The organism is Pedobacter sp. W3I1 (assembly GCF_030816015.1).
GTDB lineage: Bacteria > Bacteroidota > Bacteroidia > Sphingobacteriales > Sphingobacteriaceae > Pedobacter.
Genome location: NZ_JAUSXN010000001.1, coordinates 2,469,334 through 2,487,975, shown reverse-complemented (window position 1 = coordinate 2,487,975; position 18,642 = coordinate 2,469,334). Strand labels below are relative to the sequence as shown.

Here is an 18,642-nt window from a genome sequence, read left to right as displayed (position 1 = left end):
CGGTACCGATAAAAATCGGCACTAAACCCTTACAATCCCTAACGCAAAACCCACAGTCTAAACACAATATCGTTAATAAACCTCACAGGTTGTTGACGCCTGCGAGGTTTATTTATTAATACAATTAATGTTCGGGAACAAAAGATTTATTTCCAAAAATATCGGTTTTGTAAACGCCGATCTTTTTACCATTCACGTCTTCTACTACCGTATCGCCAAAAACATCTTCTTTATATTTTGCCAATACATTTCCATGCTCATCTTCAATAATGGTTTCACCAAAAGAATTCTTTTTCTGTTTGCCTATTGCCTTTCCATTACCGTCTTCTACAATGATGTTACCCGAAATATCTGTTTTGTATATACTTATGGTTTGGCCGCGTTCATCTTCAATAATAATATTACCAAAAATATCTGTTTTTTGCCTGATTTTAACTTCTGTTTTCCCATCACCGGGAACCAAACCTCCTAATGGCTTTGGCACCAGGTTTTGTTCACGTTCGCTTTCTAACACCGTATTGCCAAAAAAGTCTTTCTTTTGTGTACCTACAGCTTTTCCGGCTTCATTTTCCAATATCGTATTGCCGAAAAAATCCTTCTTTTGCTTGGCTATGGTTTTACCATCCTTATCTACAATGATGGTATTGCCAAAAAAGTCTTTCTTCTGTTTACCGATGGTGTTATCTTTGGAATCGACCAGAATGGTATCGCCAAAAAAATCTACTTTATATTTATACTGGGTTTCCTGGCCGTAAGCCACAACGGAAATTGTAGACATCATGATGCCTAGTGTTAATTTTTTCATATTGATTCCATTTTGTGTGTATTACTAAAATACCAAAATTATGTCGAGAAAAGGACTGGCTCGCCATGTATTAATCTTGTTAATTTGAGGTTTTGGGTTTAAGTCATTGGCCAAAAGCTTCTTCCCTTTGTTAAATAAACCCGGTAGTAGCGAACATGGAGTGCAACGGAGTAAAGCGGATAACGGGACTGCTCCTCCCCACAAAGAAAAGAACCCCTCCTTTCCAAACCCTAACCTTTCAACTTTCCAACCTTCAACCTTCAACCTTTTAACATTTCGATTTTCCAACAATCAACCACCTTCTGTCTTTCTACCCTCAACCTTTTTCCTTATCTTTGCGGCTTATTTCAATTATAGCATGATTTCAGTTTCTAATTTATCTTTACGATACGGCAAACGCACATTATTTGAAGATGTTAACCTAAAATTTACCCAGGGCAATTGCTATGGTGTAATTGGGGCTAATGGCGCAGGTAAATCTACTTTTCTAAAAATTTTATCAGGAGAAGTTAACCAGACTTCTGGTAGCGTGGCTTTTACTCCAGGCGAAAGAATGGCGGTTTTAAAACAAAATCACTACGAATTTGATGAGTTTTCGGTATTAGAAACCGTAATGATTGGCCATAAAGAACTTTATGCCATCATGAAAGAGAAAGACGCCATTTATATGAAAGAAGATTTCTCGGAGAAAGATGGCGAACGCGCCGGAGAGCTTGAAAATCTTTTTGCAGAAAAGGATGGCTGGAACATGGAAAGCAATGCTGCCACCATGCTTAGCAATTTGGGTATAACCGAAGATAACCACCATAAATTACTTAAAGAACTAGACAATACACAGAAAGTACGTGTGTTACTGGCACAGGCATTATTCGGTAATCCGGATATTTTACTACTGGATGAGCCTACCAACGATTTGGACATCGAAACCATTGCCTGGTTAGAGAACTTCCTGGCCGATTATCAGAACATTGTATTGGTTGTATCGCACGACAGGCACTTTTTAGATGCAGTTTGTACGCATATTGTGGATATCGATTTCGCTAAAATGAGCATTTACACTGGTAACTATACCTTCTGGTACGAATCTAGTCAGCTGGCACTAAAACAACGTAGCGACCAGAACAAAAAAACGGAAGATAAGGTGAAGGAGCTACAGGAATTTATCCGCAGGTTTAGTGCAAATGCCTCTAAATCAAAACAAGCAACTTCTCGTAAGAAAGCTTTAGATAAGATTGATATCACCGAAATTAAAGCATCGAGCAGAAAATATCCAGCCATTATATTCAACAATACGGGTCGTGAGGCTGGTGACCAGATTTTACAGGTAGAAAACCTGGGTAAAAATGGAAACGATGGTGTTTTATTCGACAAAATTACCTTCATGGTAAATAAAGGTGATAAAATTGCCATACTATCTCAGAACAGTTTGGCTACCGCAGCATTTTACGATGTTTTAACGGGTAGAGATACAGACCATAGAGGTGAATTTAAATGGGGCGTTACCATCAGCACTGCTGATATTCCGAACGATAACTCCGAATATTTTGCAGGTAAGGATGAAAACCTGGTAGACTGGTTGCGTGAATACTCTGGTACTGATGCCGATGAACAATTTGTACGTAGCTTTTTAGGCCGTATGTTATTCTCAGGCGAAGAAGTACTTAAAAATGTAAAAGTGCTTTCAGGAGGCGAAAAAATGCGTTGTATGTTTTCCAGAATGATGTTACAACAGGCTAACTTGTTAATGTTTGATGAGCCAACCAATCACCTGGATCTGGAATCCATCGAGGCACTGAACAATGGCATGAAAGATTTTAAAGGTGCGATATTGTTTACCTCGCGAGATCACCAGTTAACAGAAACCGTTGCGAACCGCATTATCGAAATTACACCAAAAGGTACGATTGATAAGCTGATGACTTACGATGAATATATCAACAGTAGCGATGTTGCAAAACTAAGAGAAGAAATGTATTCTTAATTCTTCAATTAAAATCTCTTTTTAAGAGCCACATGCAGCGCATGTGGCTTTTTTTATGAAAAATCAAATCAGATGTAGCGTTTTCGTTCCGTTAATCGTTTTACAAGAAAAAAGCGTTAATGGCCATTAACCAATTTTGTTCATAAAATTGATTTAAAACATTAAAATGAAAACGAATTTGAAAAATTTTAGCACTACGACAAAAATTATACTCTCTCTCCTTGTTATAACTTTAACCATAACTGCCTGCAAAAAGGATTTTAACAACGATCCGATAGAAGCTGCTGGTATTGGCTTTGTTCATGCATCACCTGGAACAGGCGCGTTGGATTTTATATTGGATAACCAAAAAATAAATAGCTTTACCTACACTAAAGATTTAGGATACTATGCCGCTTATCCTGGAACAAGATTGGTGGGTGTTGCTAAAAAAGACTCTTTAAAATATTTAACCACAGCTCAAGCAACATTAAAATCTGGATCATTTTACTCGGTTTTCGTAGTAGATACTTTAAAATCTACCAAACTTTTGATCCTTGAAGATGATTTAAAAGCACCTGAAACTGATAAAGCTAAAGTTCGTTTTATAAACTTAAGTCCAGGTTCTGCCCCATTTGATTTAGCTATTGCCGGAACGGATGCACCATTATTTACCGCAAAAGCATTTAAAGAGTTCACCACTTTTAGCAATATTGCACCGAATGACAGCTATACTTTCCAGTTAAAGCAAAGCGGAACAGTTAAAGTTACCTTACCAGCCGTTAAAATCGAAAAAGGTAAAATTTATACCATCTGGGCTAAAGGTTTATCGAGCAAAACCGATAGTACCGGAGTAGGCTTATCAGTGATGACGAACAAATAAAAATATTTCACTCTACCTGTGGAAACGAAAACTGACACCACTCCAGAAATTGGGTGGTGTTATTTTTCTTAAATTTGCAATAATTAATCATGATAAACCTTTAATAAATAGTCCTTTACAGGGGTGGTAAAAAAAATACTCAGTTTTGAGGAAATTTTAAAAGGCTGTGTAAAAAACGACAATAGCTGTAAAGAAATGATGTATAAATCATTTTATGGCTATTTAATGGGCATAATTTTAAGGTATACCAAAAACCCTTCGGACAGTGAAGAGCTTGTAAATGATAGTTTTATCAAGATTTTCAAACATGTTGGCGGCTTCAAAGCACCAAAGAATCCGGAAGAATTACAGCGATCGTTTAAAGGTTGGATTGCCCAGATTGCTTCGCGAACGGCAATAGACAAGATACGAAGTTCGAAGGTTCAATTTTATGTTGATGATTTAGCAGAAAGTGAACATCCGGTTACTCAGGTTTCGATTGCTTCGGAACTACACGTTAATGATATTTTGAATTTACTAAATCACTTACCAGATACGCAGAGACTGGTATTTAACTTATATGAAATTGAGGGCTTTGCCCACGACGAAATTTCGAAGATGTTAAACATTCCTGAAAGTTCAAGTCGTGTTTACCTTACACGTTCTAAAAATAAGTTACGTACCCTTTACCTAAATACCATGGTTAATTCATACGAAAAAAATGGATAAGGAATTAATTGAGCATATTACCGCGCAACTCCAAAACCATGAGGAAACATACCCTAATGGTGCCTGGGAGCGCTTTTCGGAAAAAGGAAATAAAAGACGGGGGATAGCTTACTGGCCTTTATGGGCTGCTGCTGCCTTAATTTTGGTCTTTGGAGGTGTATTTTTCACATTAAACAACAGCCCGAAAAAAGACGGGATTGCTATAACCAAGCCTAAAATTCAAAACAACCCTGTTATAATTGGAAATACGGACGATAATCTTAATACTAAAAGTGATTTAATTCCGCGAAATAACAAGAATAATAATTCTTCAATTAATTTAGTGACTAATCGCCCAACGCAAGCTACAGAAAGAGCAGAACTTTCAACAGATCAAAACAACAATTATACGTTTGAGAATTCATCTGAAAAATTAGATCCAATAAACAATAATATTTTAGATAATAAGCTTGCAGGCACTAATCTTTCAAATTTCACATCAAAACACTTCGATATTTTAACAGAAAAGAAAAAATCTCAACAAATTTCACAACAAACAAACTTTGAGAAACTGCTTGCACAGGATAGTTATGCCAACCAGCACAAAGCGGCCGATAAAACAAACGAAAATTCTAAATGGCAACCTGATGTGTATGTTGCCCCTGCAATGGGTAATGACAATAAAGTAACCATGAATTATGGCTTTTCTTTATCGTATGCCATCGCCAACAAATTATCCATAAGCTCTGGTGTTTCTTATGCTTCTATCAGCACTACAGAATCGTTAAATGCTTCTGCTCCGCAAACTTTATCGGGTAAAAACCTGGAGTCGGTTGATGCTAAAGTGCGTGGGATTAATGTTCCTTTAGAGTTAAAATACAACATAAGTGACAAACTCTACACCAATATAGGAGTTTCTGCATTAGCGGTCATCAAAAACTCACAACAGAATAACTACATTGTAAACCAGGTGCAGAGTTTTCCTTCTGCAGCCGTAAATGGTTATGCAGATTCGAAGACAATGATTGTGAAAGAAAAAACGACTGAACCACAGCCTGAAGCCAATATAGATCCTGATAAATATATCGGATTCTACAATTTCTCGTTGGGTTATAAGCAAAAAATATCAAAAAAGAACAATATTGCCATCGAGCTCTTTTTTAAGGTTACCGATGAAAACATTCTCAAAAGAAAACCTTAACCTCACTAATGGTGGGCTGCGTTTGAAGATTGATTTTTAGAAAAAAAAACTAAGATATTTAGTATATTTGGTTAAATACGAATATGAAAAATATCAAGCCATATCCAACTGAGGAGGAACTACCTCCAATTAAAACACTTAATGAGGTCGATTTTTCTGCGACTTATAGTTATGCAGATTATATGCGCTTCGAATTTGAAGAGCGCTTAGAACTTATCAAAGGATACATTTTCAAGATGAGCCCTGCTCCTTCCAGGATTCATCAAAAAATATCAGGAAGAATTTTTAATCCTATCTATAACGCATTGAATGGTCATAAATGTGAAGTATATTCAGCACCTTTTGATGTCCGTTTAGCAAAGAAAACTCAAGATGACAAAGAAGTTTTCACGGTAGTGCAACCCGATATTGTGGTGGTATGCGATCCGACTAAGCTAGATAAGCGTGGATGTATTGGTGCACCAGATATCGTTGTCGAAATTTTATCGCCAGGCAACAACAAAAAAGAGCTGATTAACAAATATGAAGTTTATGAAGAAGCGGGCGTTAAAGAATATTGGATAGTTAGCCCTGAAGAAAAAACATTTTTCAGATATATTCTTGATGAAAAAGGTAAGTTTCAACCCACAAAACTGCTCACTGAGGGCGAAGAGGTAAGCACAAAGATTATCCCTGGTTTTAAGCTCCTTTTGGAAGAGGTTTTCCAGGATTAACAAAAAGTATGAAAACCATTAAACCATATCCAACTGAAGAGGAACTGCCAGCAATTAAGACACTTAATGAGGTCGATTTTTCCGCTTCCTATAGCTATGCAGATTATATGCGTTTCGCTTTTGATGAACGATTGGAAATTATTAAAGGGCACTTATTTAAAATGAGTCCCGCTCCTTCCAGGATTCATCAAGAAGTTTTAACCAATATTTTCGGACCGATATATAATATTCTAAAAGGAAAACAATGTCATGTTTATACTGCACCATTTGATGTTCGGTTAGCAAAGAAAACTCAAGATGACCAAGAAGTTTTCACTGTAGTGCAACCTGATATTGTGGTGGTTTGTGATCAGACCAAACTGGATAAACGTGGATGTATTGGTGCTCCAGATATTGTAGTCGAAATTTTATCGCCAGGCAACAATAAAAAAGAACTGATCAACAAATATGAGGTTTATGAAGAAGCGGGCGTTAAAGAATACTGGATAGTGAGTCCTTCTGATAAAACTTTTTTTAAATATATTCTTGATGAAAAAGGTAAGTTCCAGCCTACAAAACTGCTAACCATTGGTGAAGTGGTAACAACGCCTATTATGCCAGGGTTTTCACTTGTCCTGGAAGAGGTTTTTCAAGATTAAAACATGGATATCAACGAAAGAAGTCAAGTTTAAATAGCAGCTTAGCCATTTAAACTTGACTTCTTTAGGAATAATTTATATCGATTAATTAGTGACCTGAATGACCATCAGCTCCGTGTGCATGACCATGAGCCAATTCATCTTGTGTAGCTTCACGTACATTTAAAATCACACCACTAAACACTAAGTTTTTACCAGCCATTGGGTGGTTTAAATCTACTGAAATGGTTTCGTCGTGAACAGCGGTAACACCTGCTCTAAACTGGTTACCATTGTTATCTTGCAATGGAATAACATCACCAACATTTGGTAATTCGCCGCCAGCTTCGGTAAACATAGTTTTTGGCAAATCGGCAAAAGCACCCGGATCAATATCGCCATAACCATCTGCAGCAGATAGTTCGAAACCATATTCATCACCAGTTTTTAAACCGGTTAAATGCTCTTCAAATTTAGGCAACATCATGCCAACGCCATATAAAAATACTAAAGGATTTTCTTCGTCAGCTTTTTCGACAAAAACTTGTTGTCCTTCTTCGTTAGTAGTATGCAATTCGTAAGTTAACGCTACTACAGAGTTTGGTGAAATATTCATTTAAATTAATTTATTGTAAATACTCTAATGCGTCCTCAACAGAATTAACCGGCAACTGGCATACTTTATTTCGGCAAATATAAACTTTTGTTTCATTGCTTTGCTTACCTTTTAACAGTGGTAGGTTACTTTTTGTTCCGCCCAATGTAATTTTATTCGGAATATAATGTCCGCTTAATGCTAACTTAATACTATCGGTTTCTAAACCGGTAATGGCAATTTCGTTTATACCATAAACTTCGTTTAACAATTGAATAGCCCAGTTTGAGTAGGCAGAACCATAACTTTTAATCTTTGGATGAACCGCAGCAAGCATTTCTGAAGCTTTTTCGGTATATTGTGCTATATCAAAAAGCAAACCCAGTTGCTGCAAATTCTGCGCCATGGTAGAGTTTGAAGCCGGAATTACATTATCCATTACTTCATGTTTACGGGCAATTAAATCTTCACTTTCTGCAGAGGTATAGAAAAACATCGGCGAATCTGCATCTGTAAAATTAGCGATCACATAATCGGTCAATGATTTTGCCTCTTCCAACCATTTTTCATCAAAATCAGCTTCATACAGGGCAATTAGCGCTTCAATAAAAAAGGCATAATCATCTAAGAAGCCAGTAATTGAAGCCTTTCCGTTTTTATAATTGCGGTATAAGCCACCGTTTTCTGATTTTAAGTGATTTAAAATAAAATTAGCCGCAGTGGAGGCTTTTTCATAATATGGCTTATGATTCAATACCTCTGCAACATCTGCTAAAGCTTTAATCATCATACCATTCCAGGCAGTTAAACATTTATCATCCAAACCTGGCCTAACTCTTTTGCTACGCACAGCCATTAATTTTGTTTTAGCTGAGTTTACTTTGTCATAAAGCTGCTCTGCATCAATATCAAATTTCGCAAGCAAATCGTCATCGCTGATGGTTTTACGCAAAATATTGGTTTGCTCTTCTTCCCAATTACCTTCTTCGGTAATGTTGTAGTAAGCGCCGATTAATTGGGCATCTTCTCCCAAAACCTGATCGAATTCTGCTTTATCCCAGATGTAAAACTTGCCCTCTACCCCTTCGCTATCTGCATCTAATGCTGAATAAAACAAGCCATCAGCTGAAGTCATTTCCTCAAAAACCCAATTTATCGTTTCAACTACAGTTTGTTTAAACGAATAGAATTTGGTGCATTGATAAGCCTCTGCATATAAACTGATGAGCTGTGCATTATCATAAAGCATCTTTTCGAAGTGTGGCACATGCCATTTATCATCAACCGAATAACGGGCAAAACCGCCTCCAATCTGATCGTAAATACCGCCCCTGCTCATTTCTTCGAGTGTATGGCAAACAGCTGTAAAAACAGATTCATCGTCTTTTAAAAAGCCGTAGCGCAATAAAAACACCCAATTATTAGGTAAAGGAAATTTTGGCGCACGGTTATATCCACCATAACCTATATCGAAATGGCGTTTCCAGGGTTCAATAATTTCAGTAAGGTGTTGGTTTGTATATTCTTCTTTCTCGAGCGCTGGGATTATTTTTTCACTGTCGTTGATGCCTGAAGTTAACCGTTCGGCATATTGGATAGCCTTATCAGGCTCATTTGCCCAAAGTGCAGCAACATTTTCCAGAATATTGATCCAATCGTTTTTCCTGAAATAGGTTCCGCCATAAATTGGGCGCTGATCTGGCAAACAGATGCAGTTTAAAGGCCAGCCCCCACTTCCCGTCATGAGTTGGATGGCATACATATAAATCTGATCAATATCCGGGCGCTCCTCGCGGTCTATCTTAATGCAGATAAAATGGCGGTTCATCACCTCAGCAACTTCATGATTCTCGAAACTTTCGCGTTCCATTACATGGCACCAATGGCAAGCCGAATAGCCGATGCTTACCAATATCAGTTTATGCTCTGCTTTGGCTTTTTCTAATGCCTCTGCTCCCCATTCGTACCAGTTAACGGGATTATGGGCATGTTGCAATAAATATGGCGACGAAGCGTGGATTAAGTTATTAGTTTCTGACATGGCAGCTAATGTAAAATGTAAGCGGGAAAATTGAATTTTAATCCGAGGCGTAAATCTATTAATAATCTACAAACCTGTTTCGATTTAGTTTTTGTTTTTATACATTAGTTGGAAATCTATCTGATGGAATGGAATTGAGCAAAAACGAGTTATTTAATGCCATAAAAGAGATTATTAGCCAATCCCGTTTGAAAGTATTTCGTGCGGCAAATTCTGCATTACTTGAATCTTACTGGCAAATTGGAAAACTTATTGTTGAGGATGAGCTGCAGGGAAAATTACGTGCAGAGTATGGCGCTGCAACCTTAAGAACCCTTTCAAATCAATTAACTTTGGAATTTGGAAAAGGTTTTGATGAAAGCAATCTTCGAAATATTAGAAGCTTTTACAAGTCATTTCCAATTCGTGACGCAGTGCGTCACGAATTGAGTTGGACGCACTATCGACTGTTATCCAGATTAGATTCTGAAGAAAAAAGAAAGTTCTATATAGAAGAATCTATAATATCAAATTGGAATAGCAGAGAATTACAGAGGCAGATAAATTCTTTATCATACGAACGCTCCTTAACTGGGCCAAAAACGAACAATCCGAATCCAAACATTCAAGATTATATAAAAGATCCTTATATTTTTGAATTTTTAGGTTTGGATTCTGATACTAAAAATACAGAGAAAAGTTTAGAATCTGCAATTATAAACCATCTTCAGAAATTTTTACTGGAATTTGGAAAAGGTTTCGCCTTTGTTGCCCGGCAGCAACACATTGTAACAGATACTTCAGACTTCTTTATAGACCTCGTATTTTACAATTACATTTTAAAATGTTTCGTAATCATTGATCTTAAAACAACAAGTTTAAACCATCAAGACATCGGACAAATAGATATGTATGTTAGAATGTATGATGATTTGAAAAGAAATGATGATGACAGCCCAACCATTGGCCTGTTACTTTGTACGGAGAAAGATGAAACAATTGTGAAATACTCAGTTTTAAGTGATAAAAATCAGTTATTCGCCAGTAAGTATCTATTGTATTTACCAAAAGAAGAAGAATTAAAAGCAATTATAGAACAAGACAGACAACGTTTCGAACTAGATAACCAATAACCTAATGAAAATCACCAATACCGAAATATACCGCTTTAGTATACCCATGGAGCCTTTTGTTATTGCAACAGGAACCATGCATTTTGCCCAAAATGTACTGGTGAGGATTTATACCGACACTGGCATTCACGGCATTGGAGAGTGCTCTGCTTTCCCGATGATTGTAGGCGAAACACAAGAAACCTGTATTGCCATGGCTAAAGACTTCGCCGCCATTTTAAAAGGGAAAGATCCCTTAGAAATTCCGGAGCGGATGAGTGATTTACTAGGTTATGCCGATCACAACAATACCATTAAAAGTGCTTTCGATATGGCATTATTTGATATCGCAGCCAAAAACGCCAAGTTACCACTATATAAATTTCTAGGTGGAACCAGGCGCACCATTGAAACCGATATGACCATTGGTATCGACACACCAGAGGGAATGGCTACAACAGCATTGAAATACAAAAGTCAGGGTTGCCGTATCCTGAAGATTAAGCTGGGTAAAAAAGTACATGATGATATAGAAAGGGTAAAACACATCCGCGAAGCAGTGGGTGAAGATTTGATTTTGCGTTTAGATGCCAATCAGGGTTGGAGTTTTGATGATGCTTTATTTGCACTAGGCGAGTTAGAAAAATACAATATTGAGTTTTGCGAACAACCCATGCGCACCTGGTATGATGATAAATTACCAGAGCTGAATGTAAATTCGCCGATTAAATTAATGGCTGATGAAAGCTGCTACAACCATCACGACGCCCGTAAACTGATCAATAGCCAGTCTACAACCTATTTAAACATTAAATTTTCGAAATCCGGAGGCATTTTAGAAGCGCAAAAAATCCATGAGGAAGCCTTACAACGAGGTGTAAAATGTATGATTGGGAGTATGCTCGAAACCCGGATTGCTTTAAGTGCCAACCTGCATTTTGCCTTGGCCAGCCCTAATGTTGAGTTTTTCGACTTAGATACTGCGCTATTGGGGCACTTAGTTGATCCAGTGGTTGGTGGCTTAACCTATAATGGCTACTTTCTAGATGTTCACGAAGAAATCGGTATCGGTGCAGAAGCTGATGAATTTTTCCTGGAGAAATGTGAAAGCTGGACTATTTAGTTCATTGGTCAATTGTTTAATGGTTTTCTAGCGAGTCTACTAGTATAGTTCATTAGATTCCCATATGATGTAAAATGGTCTGGAACAATATATTTAAACAATGAAAGGATTGTAAAAATCACCTATAATAGATTCTGAAACAAGTTCAGATGACGATTGGAGAAGTATATTACTAATGACTAGTAAACCAATGACAAATGAACCATTGAACTAATGAACCAATAACCTATCTAACGCCAAACTATCTCCATTAAAAGCATTGAAATCGACTACATGGCCGATGCCATTAATTTTAGCTTTATCAGAATGCTGCCAAAATTTCCAGCGGCTTTTATCCATTCTTAACTTTGGTTGATAATAATGGGCAATCCACAAAGGATAATCGTCAAAATGATCGGCTAAATAATCTTCATAAAATTTAAGCCCGGTATAAACAATCGGCCTAACTTTGGTTTTCATTTCTACGTAATTAAGGAAATCAGACAGCTCTGCCCTCATCTTTAGCGGTGAAACTCCATCTAAAGATTCAATATCTACAACTGGTGGCAAATCACCTTTCTCAATATGTACCACTTGTAAGAAAAATTTAGCCTGCGTTTTACCGTCCTTTTTTGGTCTGAAAAAGTGATAAGCACCGCATATAATCCCAGCTTTTGGGGCTTCGCGCCAGTTGCGTTGAAAATATGGATCAACCAACATTAATCCTTCTGTGGCTTTGATAAAGGCAAAACGGATACTGACCTCATCCTCTTTCATTTCCTTTACTTTTTGCCAGTTTATTTTACCCTGATAATAGGAAACGTCGATTCCGTGAACGGTATATTTTTTGGGGATCTTGATGTTAAAACTTTCGTAGGTTCTGTAATTAGGGTCTTGCCCCCAATCTTTAACCCATCGCCAGGTAGCTACAAAACTTTTTAATACATAACCGTAATAAAATGGAGAGAGTAAAACCAACAATAAACCTGCAATAACCAGTTTAAGCTGAACGGAAAGCACAGCTTTCTTTTTTCTGCTTGCTGTAGGTTTTCTGGCTATAGGCTTCTTAGCGGCAGGTTTTCTGGCAACTGGACTTTTGTTTATTGGGGTTCTTTTCTCTGGCGGCATTTGATCGGTTTCCGGATGCAAATTTGTGAAAAATTATGAGATATTTTTTGCTCATCTTTTTTTCGTTTAATAAGCGGATATTGAATTCAGATGATTAAATAATATCTGGCTTTTGGTACTTTTACTGCATCTAAATACACCATGTTCAAACTTATTTTTAATACATATAAAACATCATTCAGCGGATTAAGCAGAGAAACCTGGCTTTTAAGCATTGTAATGATGTTTAACAGATGTGGGAGCATGGCCGTTCCATTTATGGGCTTATACGTTACCCAAAGTTTACATCGATCGGAAATGGACGCAGGTTTAATTATCACCTTATTTGGTGTGGGTTCAATTCTGGGTTCGGCAACAGGAGGAAAATTGACCGATATGATCGGTTTCCGCCCGGTACAAATTCTATCGTCAATTATTGGCGGCTTGCTTTTCATGCTTTTTTCTACGATCACCCATTTTTCTACTTTATGTATTCTAGCCGTAGTAATCAGCTTTTTTTCTGAGGCATTCCGTCCGGCTAATTTTACAGCTGTTGCACATTATGCCGCAGAAGGAACCATAACAAGATCATACTCCTTAAACAGATTGGCAGTAAATATAGGTTGGTCGGTAGGAATCAGTTTGGCAGGTATTATTGCCTCAATAAATTACAAACTCCTGTTTATTGTAGAGGGAGGCGTAAGCATTGTGGTTGGTTTATTAATCCTGTCGTTTTTGCCACAGGTGAAAGATTTTATCAAAAAAGCCAAAGAAAATGCCAGTAGCATGGTCATTATGAAACCATGGAAAGACATTTTCTATGTAAAATTCATCCTGCTCACTACTGTTTTTATTACCTGTGCTTTTTTAATGTTCAGAGTTGTACCAGTATTTTTTAAGGAGCAATGGCACATTGATGAATTTGCAATCGGTATTATTATAGGAATAAATGGAGTAGTAATTGCCTTATTCGAAATGATTATGATCAATAAGATTGAAGCGAAAAGATCTCCAATGTTTTTCATCATCATAGGAGCAGTTTTATTTTCGGTTGCTTATATTATGTTAAGCGCGCCTGTGAGTTTTCACATCGTTGCTGCTGCACTTACTATTGTTGTTTTTACCTGTGGAGAAATGTTCTCGTTACCCTTTATCAACACGATTGTAATCAGTAGAAGCAATGAACACAACAGGGGCTTATATGCCGCAGGTTATACATTGAGCTGGTCGTGTGCGCAGGTTGTTGGACCATTATTTGGATTTTTCATTGCCAAAAATTTAGGTTACAACTGGCTTTGGCTAGGACTTGCGGGTATGCTTTTGTTATGTGCCTGGGGATTTAACACACTTAATAAAAAGCAGGCAAAAACTGTTTTGCAAACGAGTAAAGTTCAGCTGGAAATTGAATAAAACTTCCAGCCGAACAGCATTATTTTACTTTCTGGGCTTTTACACCTTCATTTGTAATCTTTACGGGAAGAATATTACCATCTGCATCAAACTTCATTTCATCAATACAGGTAACGCGATGGTTTCCATCAGTTTCGGTTAAGGGACGACGGTGGTAAACAATGTAGTATTGTCCTTTTTTCTCGTTAATAATTACAGAGTGATGGCCTGCACCTGTAGCAATAGCCGCATCTTGCTTTAATATTTTGCCAATCCTCTTAAACGGACCGAATGGCGAATCGCCAACGGCATAAGCTACGGAGTAATCGGGACCAGTCCAGCCGCCTTCGCTCCACATGAAATAATACTTACCGTTTCTGATGAACATATACGGCCCTTCTACATAATTATCAGGTGTAATTTCTTTAAAGGTGGTACCATCTTCAAAAGGTAAAAAACCACTAAAATCTTTATTTAATTTGGCAATGTTGCAATGTTTCCAGCCACCATAAATTAAATAATACTGGCCATCTTTATCTTTAAAAACAAACTGATCAATAGGCTGAGCGCCGTTATGAAATTTATCTACCAAAGGTTTCCCTAAGTGGTCTTTATATGGTCCTTCTGGTTTATCGGCAACGGCTACACCAATCCCACCAATTTCTTTGTCGCTCTGGATATCGTTAGCGCCAAAAAACAGGTAATACTTTTTGTCTTTTTTAACAATTGCAGGAGCCCACATCGCTTTGTTGGCCCATTTTACAGCAGCAGTATCTAAAATATGCGGGTGTTTTTTCCATTTTACCAAATCATCTGATGAAAAGGCATCTAAAAAAACCTGCTCTTTGTATTTGGCAGAATAGGTTGGATAAACCCAATACTGATTGTTAAAAATAGCAGCATCAGGATCTGCATACCAACCTTGAAATATTGGATTTCCAGATTGCTTAATCGTTTTAGCATCTTGAGCTAAAGAAGCAAGTCCAGATAAAAGTAAAAGTGATGAGAATAGATATTTCATGGCACCAATTTAGAAAAAAATCCCTGGTAAAAAAATTAGTCCATCAGTTTGACTGCAATTACGGTAAGTAAAAGCGAAGATGTTTAAAGATAGATAGGGTCTTCGACTACGCTCAGACAGACAACACTTATACTTAACTTAATGACATTGGAACTGCCTAAGTTAAATAAACCTGACAAAGCTAAATAGCCCGGAATGAAGTGCAACGAAATGATGACTATAAGCGATAGCGGGATTGCAGTACCTGTGAAAAACAGGATGCTCATTTTCAAAAAAAAAATCCCTGCTTAATAAATTAGGCAGGTCTTCGACTCCGCTCAGACTGACAATAAAAGTTAAATTTATTTAGTTGTTTTGAAAAGCAAAACTCGTAGCAATTCGGTATAAGCAGTCCCGCCCTTCGTTACAAATCCTCAGCCTCATGCTTCGGCCTGCGGGTTTACTCTGCGGTCGGGTTTAGGTAGCACAGCCAGTATTACTATCTGGGGTTGCAGGGTGGACAATCAGCACCATTGCAGGAACAGGCCTTTCAGAAGAAGAACAGCCCGCTGTTAAATAAACCCGACAAAGCTAAATAGCCCGAAATGAAGCGCAGCGAAATGAGGACTATAAGCGATGGCGGGACTACAGCACCTATGAAAAACAGGATGCTCATTTTCAAAAAAAATCGTCATCTCGACTGGAGCGCAGTGGAATGGAGAGATCTATCTAGACAGATTTCTCGACTGCGTTGCACTTCGCTCGAAATGACGATCTGTTGCGTCTGAACGGATAAATTAAATCAAGCTTATTTGCTCAACTCTGCGAAATACTTATGGAATAACGGCAAAGTTTCTATTCCTTTATAATAATTGTAAATATCATATTTCTCATTCGGAGAGTGTAATGCATCGCTATCTAAACCGAAACCAAAAAGTACCGATTTAATGCCCAGTACATCTTCGAATAAAGCCACAATAGGAATACTGCCACCACCACGCGTTGGAATAGCTTTTTTGCCAAAACTATTTTCAATTGCCTTTTCGGCGGCCTGGTAAGCAATACTATCAGTTGGGGTTACTACAGGTTCGCCGCCATGGTGAGGGGTAACTTTAACCTTTACATTTTTAGGTGCAATGCTTTCGAAATGTTTGGTAAAAATCTCCGCAATTTCTTCAGAGCTTTGGTGTGGAACCAAACGCATAGAAATTTTTGCATTGGCTTTACTTGGCAATACGGTTTTTGCACCTTCGCCGATATAACCGCTCCAAATTCCGTTTACTTCTAAAGTTGGGCGCGTACCTGTACGCTCCAGGGTCGAATAACCTTTCTCGCCCCAAACTTCTTCTATATCTAAATCCTTTTTGTATTCTGCTTCGTCGTAAGGTGCAGAGTTTAATGCTTTTTTCTCCTCATCTGTTAACTCGAGCACTTTATCATAAAAGGCAGGGATAGTGATGTGGTTATTTTCATCGTGTAATGAAGCGATCATTTTACAAAGAATAGTAGCTGGATTAGCCACTGCGCCACCATAAACTCCAGAGTGTAAATCGCGGTTCGGACCAACAACTTCAACTTCCATGTAAGCTAAACCACGTAAACCAGTTTCGATTGATGGGTATTCCATACTGATCATCGAAGTATCAGATATTAAAACTACATCGGCTTTTAAACGCTCAGCATTCGCTTTTACAAAAACGCCCAGATTTGCAGAACCTACCTCCTCTTCACCTTCAATCATGAATTTGACGTTACAAGCCAAAGTATTGGTTTGCATCATCAGTTCGAACGCTTTTACATGCATATAAAACTGTCCCTTATCATCGCAAGCACCGCGGGCATAAATTTTACCATCGCGTACTGTAGGCTCAAAAGGTGGTGTATGCCAAAGTTCTAATGGATCAGCCGGTTGAACATCGTAATGACCGTATATTAAAACAGTTGGTAGAGAAGCATCTATAATTTTTTCGCCATAAACAATAGGATATCCTGCAGTTGGGCAAATTTCTACCTGATCAGCGCCTGCATCTTTTAATTTCTGCGCAACATAATCAGCTGTTTTTAAAACATCGCCTTTGTATTTCGGATCAGCACTAACTGATGGAAAACGCAATAACTCAAACAACTCATCTAAAAAACGTTGTTTGTGCGTTTCTACATAATTTTTAATCTCTTGCATAACAAAATGAATTTGGACAAATATAGGCTTTACCAAATAAAAAGGCACTTAAGCGGTTAAATTATCCCCGTGTAGGTGCAAAAATTGCTTATAATCAGACGGTTAATGGATTTAATTTTTTTTTTTAAAGCTCAAAACCACTGTGTTATCTTTAAAACTTAAAACCGTCTTTTAACAGATACAAAAAAATGATTTAATGTTTGTAAAAAAGAATAGCACTGCATTATTTATATTTACTTTTTTGTAAATTGCGCAAATAACAGATATCCTTAAATCCTGTACGAAAGAATTTTAACAATGAAGTTTAGCGCAAAAGTATTTCAATCTCTGCTGCTGCTTCTTGTTGTCTGTATCCCATCGTTAGTTCAAGGGCAAAACCCCACTCGTGTAAGTTGCCCGGAAGCAGCCCAATATTATTCGAAAGACAGTATAAATATTGTAACCTTTGGAGCTAGCACGGTAGAAGGTGTAAATGGCCTTGGTTTTCAAACCATGCTCCAGAACAATTTTACAAATTGTTATACGAACAAGATAGTGGATATTACCAATCATGGTATTGGTGGCCAGACTACTTTTCAGGGTTTGCTCAGAATTGATAATGCAATAGCCAATAGAACAGGCTTTATTGTAATTGATATGGGCATTAATGATGCTGTTGCGATAGCGGCAGGCAAAGGAAGTATAGCCGAAACCGTTGCTAATATGCGGGTTTTGATTACAGCTAGCCTTAAGCAGAAATTAATCCCAATTTTGTGTACACTTCAGTTTGTTGATGATAGAACCATTAAAAGTTATGTTGCTGTAAATACCAATATAAGGAACCTTAATACGGCATACAGAAAATTAGCGATAGAGTATAAAATATATTTAGCGGATGTAAATGCGGCTATGAGACGCGATTTTTCACTTTATCAGGATGCATTTCATCCAAATGCACGCGGTTACAGATTGGTGAGCTACGTTATTTTCGACGCCATTAATAAAGCAATTTTTGATAAATTTTTGAAGTTTACTGTTACTCAGAATTACCCGAATCCTGCCGCCATGCAAACATTTATTGATATAGTTTTGCCAGAATCGGATAAGATTAATGTTCAGATTTACGATTTAATGGGCCGATTGGTTAAAACAGTAGTAAACGAATACCTTAATACGGGAAAACACACGTTAGAAATTAATACCGCTACTTTTGTTCCCGGCATTTATTTCTTCAAAATCTCTTCCGATTCCGGTCAATACAACGCTGCAAAAAAGTTTATTGTTGCGAGGTAA

At 37.5% G+C, this 18,642-nt stretch carries 16 protein-coding genes; 10 read left to right on the top strand and 6 right to left on the bottom strand.

Annotated features, from left to right (window positions below; genetic code table 11):
• Nucleotides 1-124: 124 nt before the first annotated feature.
• Nucleotides 125-805, bottom strand: coding sequence for a hypothetical protein (locus QF042_RS10430; protein ID WP_307527993.1), 681 nt, complete (start codon nucleotides 803-805; stop codon nucleotides 125-127).
• 358 nt (nucleotides 806-1,163) lie between these two features.
• Between QF042_RS10430 and QF042_RS10425 the strand changes: the two genes are divergently transcribed.
• From QF042_RS10425 to QF042_RS10400, 6 genes are all read left to right on the top strand, one after another.
• Entirely contained in the window at nucleotides 1,164-2,786 is a 1,623-nt protein-coding gene (locus tag QF042_RS10425) for an ABC-F family ATP-binding cassette domain-containing protein (RefSeq protein WP_307527991.1), read from the top strand.
• Between the two features lie 166 nt (nucleotides 2,787-2,952).
• The gene (locus QF042_RS10420) at nucleotides 2,953-3,648 is read left to right on the top strand and encodes a DUF4397 domain-containing protein (RefSeq protein ID WP_307527989.1); all 696 of its coding nucleotides are present in this window, start codon (nucleotides 2,953-2,955) and stop codon (nucleotides 3,646-3,648) included.
• Between the two features lie 123 nt (nucleotides 3,649-3,771).
• Nucleotides 3,772-4,356: an RNA polymerase sigma factor gene (locus tag QF042_RS10415; protein WP_307527987.1), complete on the top strand. Its 585-nt coding sequence runs from the start codon at nucleotides 3,772-3,774 to the stop codon at nucleotides 4,354-4,356.
• Nucleotides 4,349-5,536, top strand: a complete 1,188-nt coding sequence (locus QF042_RS10410; RefSeq protein ID WP_307527985.1) for a hypothetical protein — start codon at nucleotides 4,349-4,351, stop codon at nucleotides 5,534-5,536. Before QF042_RS10415 ends, QF042_RS10410 begins: the two co-directional genes overlap by 8 nt.
• Nucleotides 5,537-5,619: 83 nt before the next feature.
• On the top strand, nucleotides 5,620-6,249 hold the full coding sequence (locus QF042_RS10405; RefSeq protein ID WP_307527983.1) for a Uma2 family endonuclease: 630 nt from the start codon (nucleotides 5,620-5,622) through the stop codon (nucleotides 6,247-6,249).
• Between the two features lie 8 nt (nucleotides 6,250-6,257).
• The gene (locus QF042_RS10400) at nucleotides 6,258-6,887 is read left to right on the top strand and encodes a Uma2 family endonuclease (RefSeq protein ID WP_307527981.1); all 630 of its coding nucleotides are present in this window, start codon (nucleotides 6,258-6,260) and stop codon (nucleotides 6,885-6,887) included.
• A gap of 88 nt (nucleotides 6,888-6,975) precedes the next feature.
• Here QF042_RS10400 and QF042_RS10395 read toward each other — a convergent pair whose 3' ends face one another.
• Together QF042_RS10395 and QF042_RS10390 are read right to left on the bottom strand one after the other, a co-directional pair.
• The gene (locus QF042_RS10395) at nucleotides 6,976-7,482 is read right to left on the bottom strand and encodes a peptidylprolyl isomerase (protein ID WP_055905862.1); all 507 of its coding nucleotides are present in this window, start codon (nucleotides 7,480-7,482) and stop codon (nucleotides 6,976-6,978) included.
• Between the two features lie 10 nt (nucleotides 7,483-7,492).
• The gene (locus QF042_RS10390; protein WP_307527975.1) at nucleotides 7,493-9,502 is read right to left on the bottom strand and encodes a thioredoxin domain-containing protein; all 2,010 of its coding nucleotides are present in this window, start codon (nucleotides 9,500-9,502) and stop codon (nucleotides 7,493-7,495) included.
• Between the two features lie 128 nt (nucleotides 9,503-9,630).
• Between QF042_RS10390 and QF042_RS10385 the strand changes: the two genes are divergently transcribed.
• Nucleotides 9,631-10,614 (top strand): YhcG family protein, encoded by a 984-nt coding sequence (locus tag QF042_RS10385; protein ID WP_307527973.1) that lies wholly within the window; start codon nucleotides 9,631-9,633, stop codon nucleotides 10,612-10,614.
• Between the two features lie 4 nt (nucleotides 10,615-10,618).
• Nucleotides 10,619-11,716, top strand: coding sequence for a mandelate racemase/muconate lactonizing enzyme family protein (locus QF042_RS10380; RefSeq protein ID WP_307527971.1), 1,098 nt, complete (start codon nucleotides 10,619-10,621; stop codon nucleotides 11,714-11,716).
• 210 nt (nucleotides 11,717-11,926) lie between these two features.
• Here the strand turns inward: QF042_RS10380 and QF042_RS10375 are convergent, their stop codons facing one another.
• Nucleotides 11,927-12,823: a glycoside hydrolase family 25 protein gene (locus QF042_RS10375; protein ID WP_307527969.1), complete on the bottom strand. Its 897-nt coding sequence runs from the start codon at nucleotides 12,821-12,823 to the stop codon at nucleotides 11,927-11,929.
• 141 nt (nucleotides 12,824-12,964) lie between these two features.
• Here QF042_RS10375 and QF042_RS10370 point away from each other — a divergent pair, with 141 nt between their 5' ends.
• Entirely contained in the window at nucleotides 12,965-14,212 is a 1,248-nt protein-coding gene (locus tag QF042_RS10370; RefSeq protein ID WP_307527967.1) for an MFS transporter, read from the top strand.
• A 19-nt stretch (nucleotides 14,213-14,231) separates the two neighbouring features.
• Here the strand turns inward: QF042_RS10370 and QF042_RS10365 are convergent, their stop codons facing one another.
• Nucleotides 14,232-15,212: a glycoside hydrolase family 43 protein gene (locus QF042_RS10365; RefSeq protein ID WP_307527965.1), complete on the bottom strand. Its 981-nt coding sequence runs from the start codon at nucleotides 15,210-15,212 to the stop codon at nucleotides 14,232-14,234.
• A gap of 787 nt (nucleotides 15,213-15,999) precedes the next feature.
• Nucleotides 16,000-17,370 carry a dipeptidase gene (locus QF042_RS10360; RefSeq protein ID WP_307527963.1) on the bottom strand — a complete coding sequence of 457 codons (1,371 nt, stop codon included), beginning with the start codon at nucleotides 17,368-17,370 and terminating at the stop codon, nucleotides 16,000-16,002.
• A gap of 297 nt (nucleotides 17,371-17,667) precedes the next feature.
• Here QF042_RS10360 and QF042_RS10355 point away from each other — a divergent pair, with 297 nt between their 5' ends.
• Entirely contained in the window at nucleotides 17,668-18,642 is a 975-nt protein-coding gene (locus QF042_RS10355) for an SGNH/GDSL hydrolase family protein (protein WP_307527961.1), read from the top strand.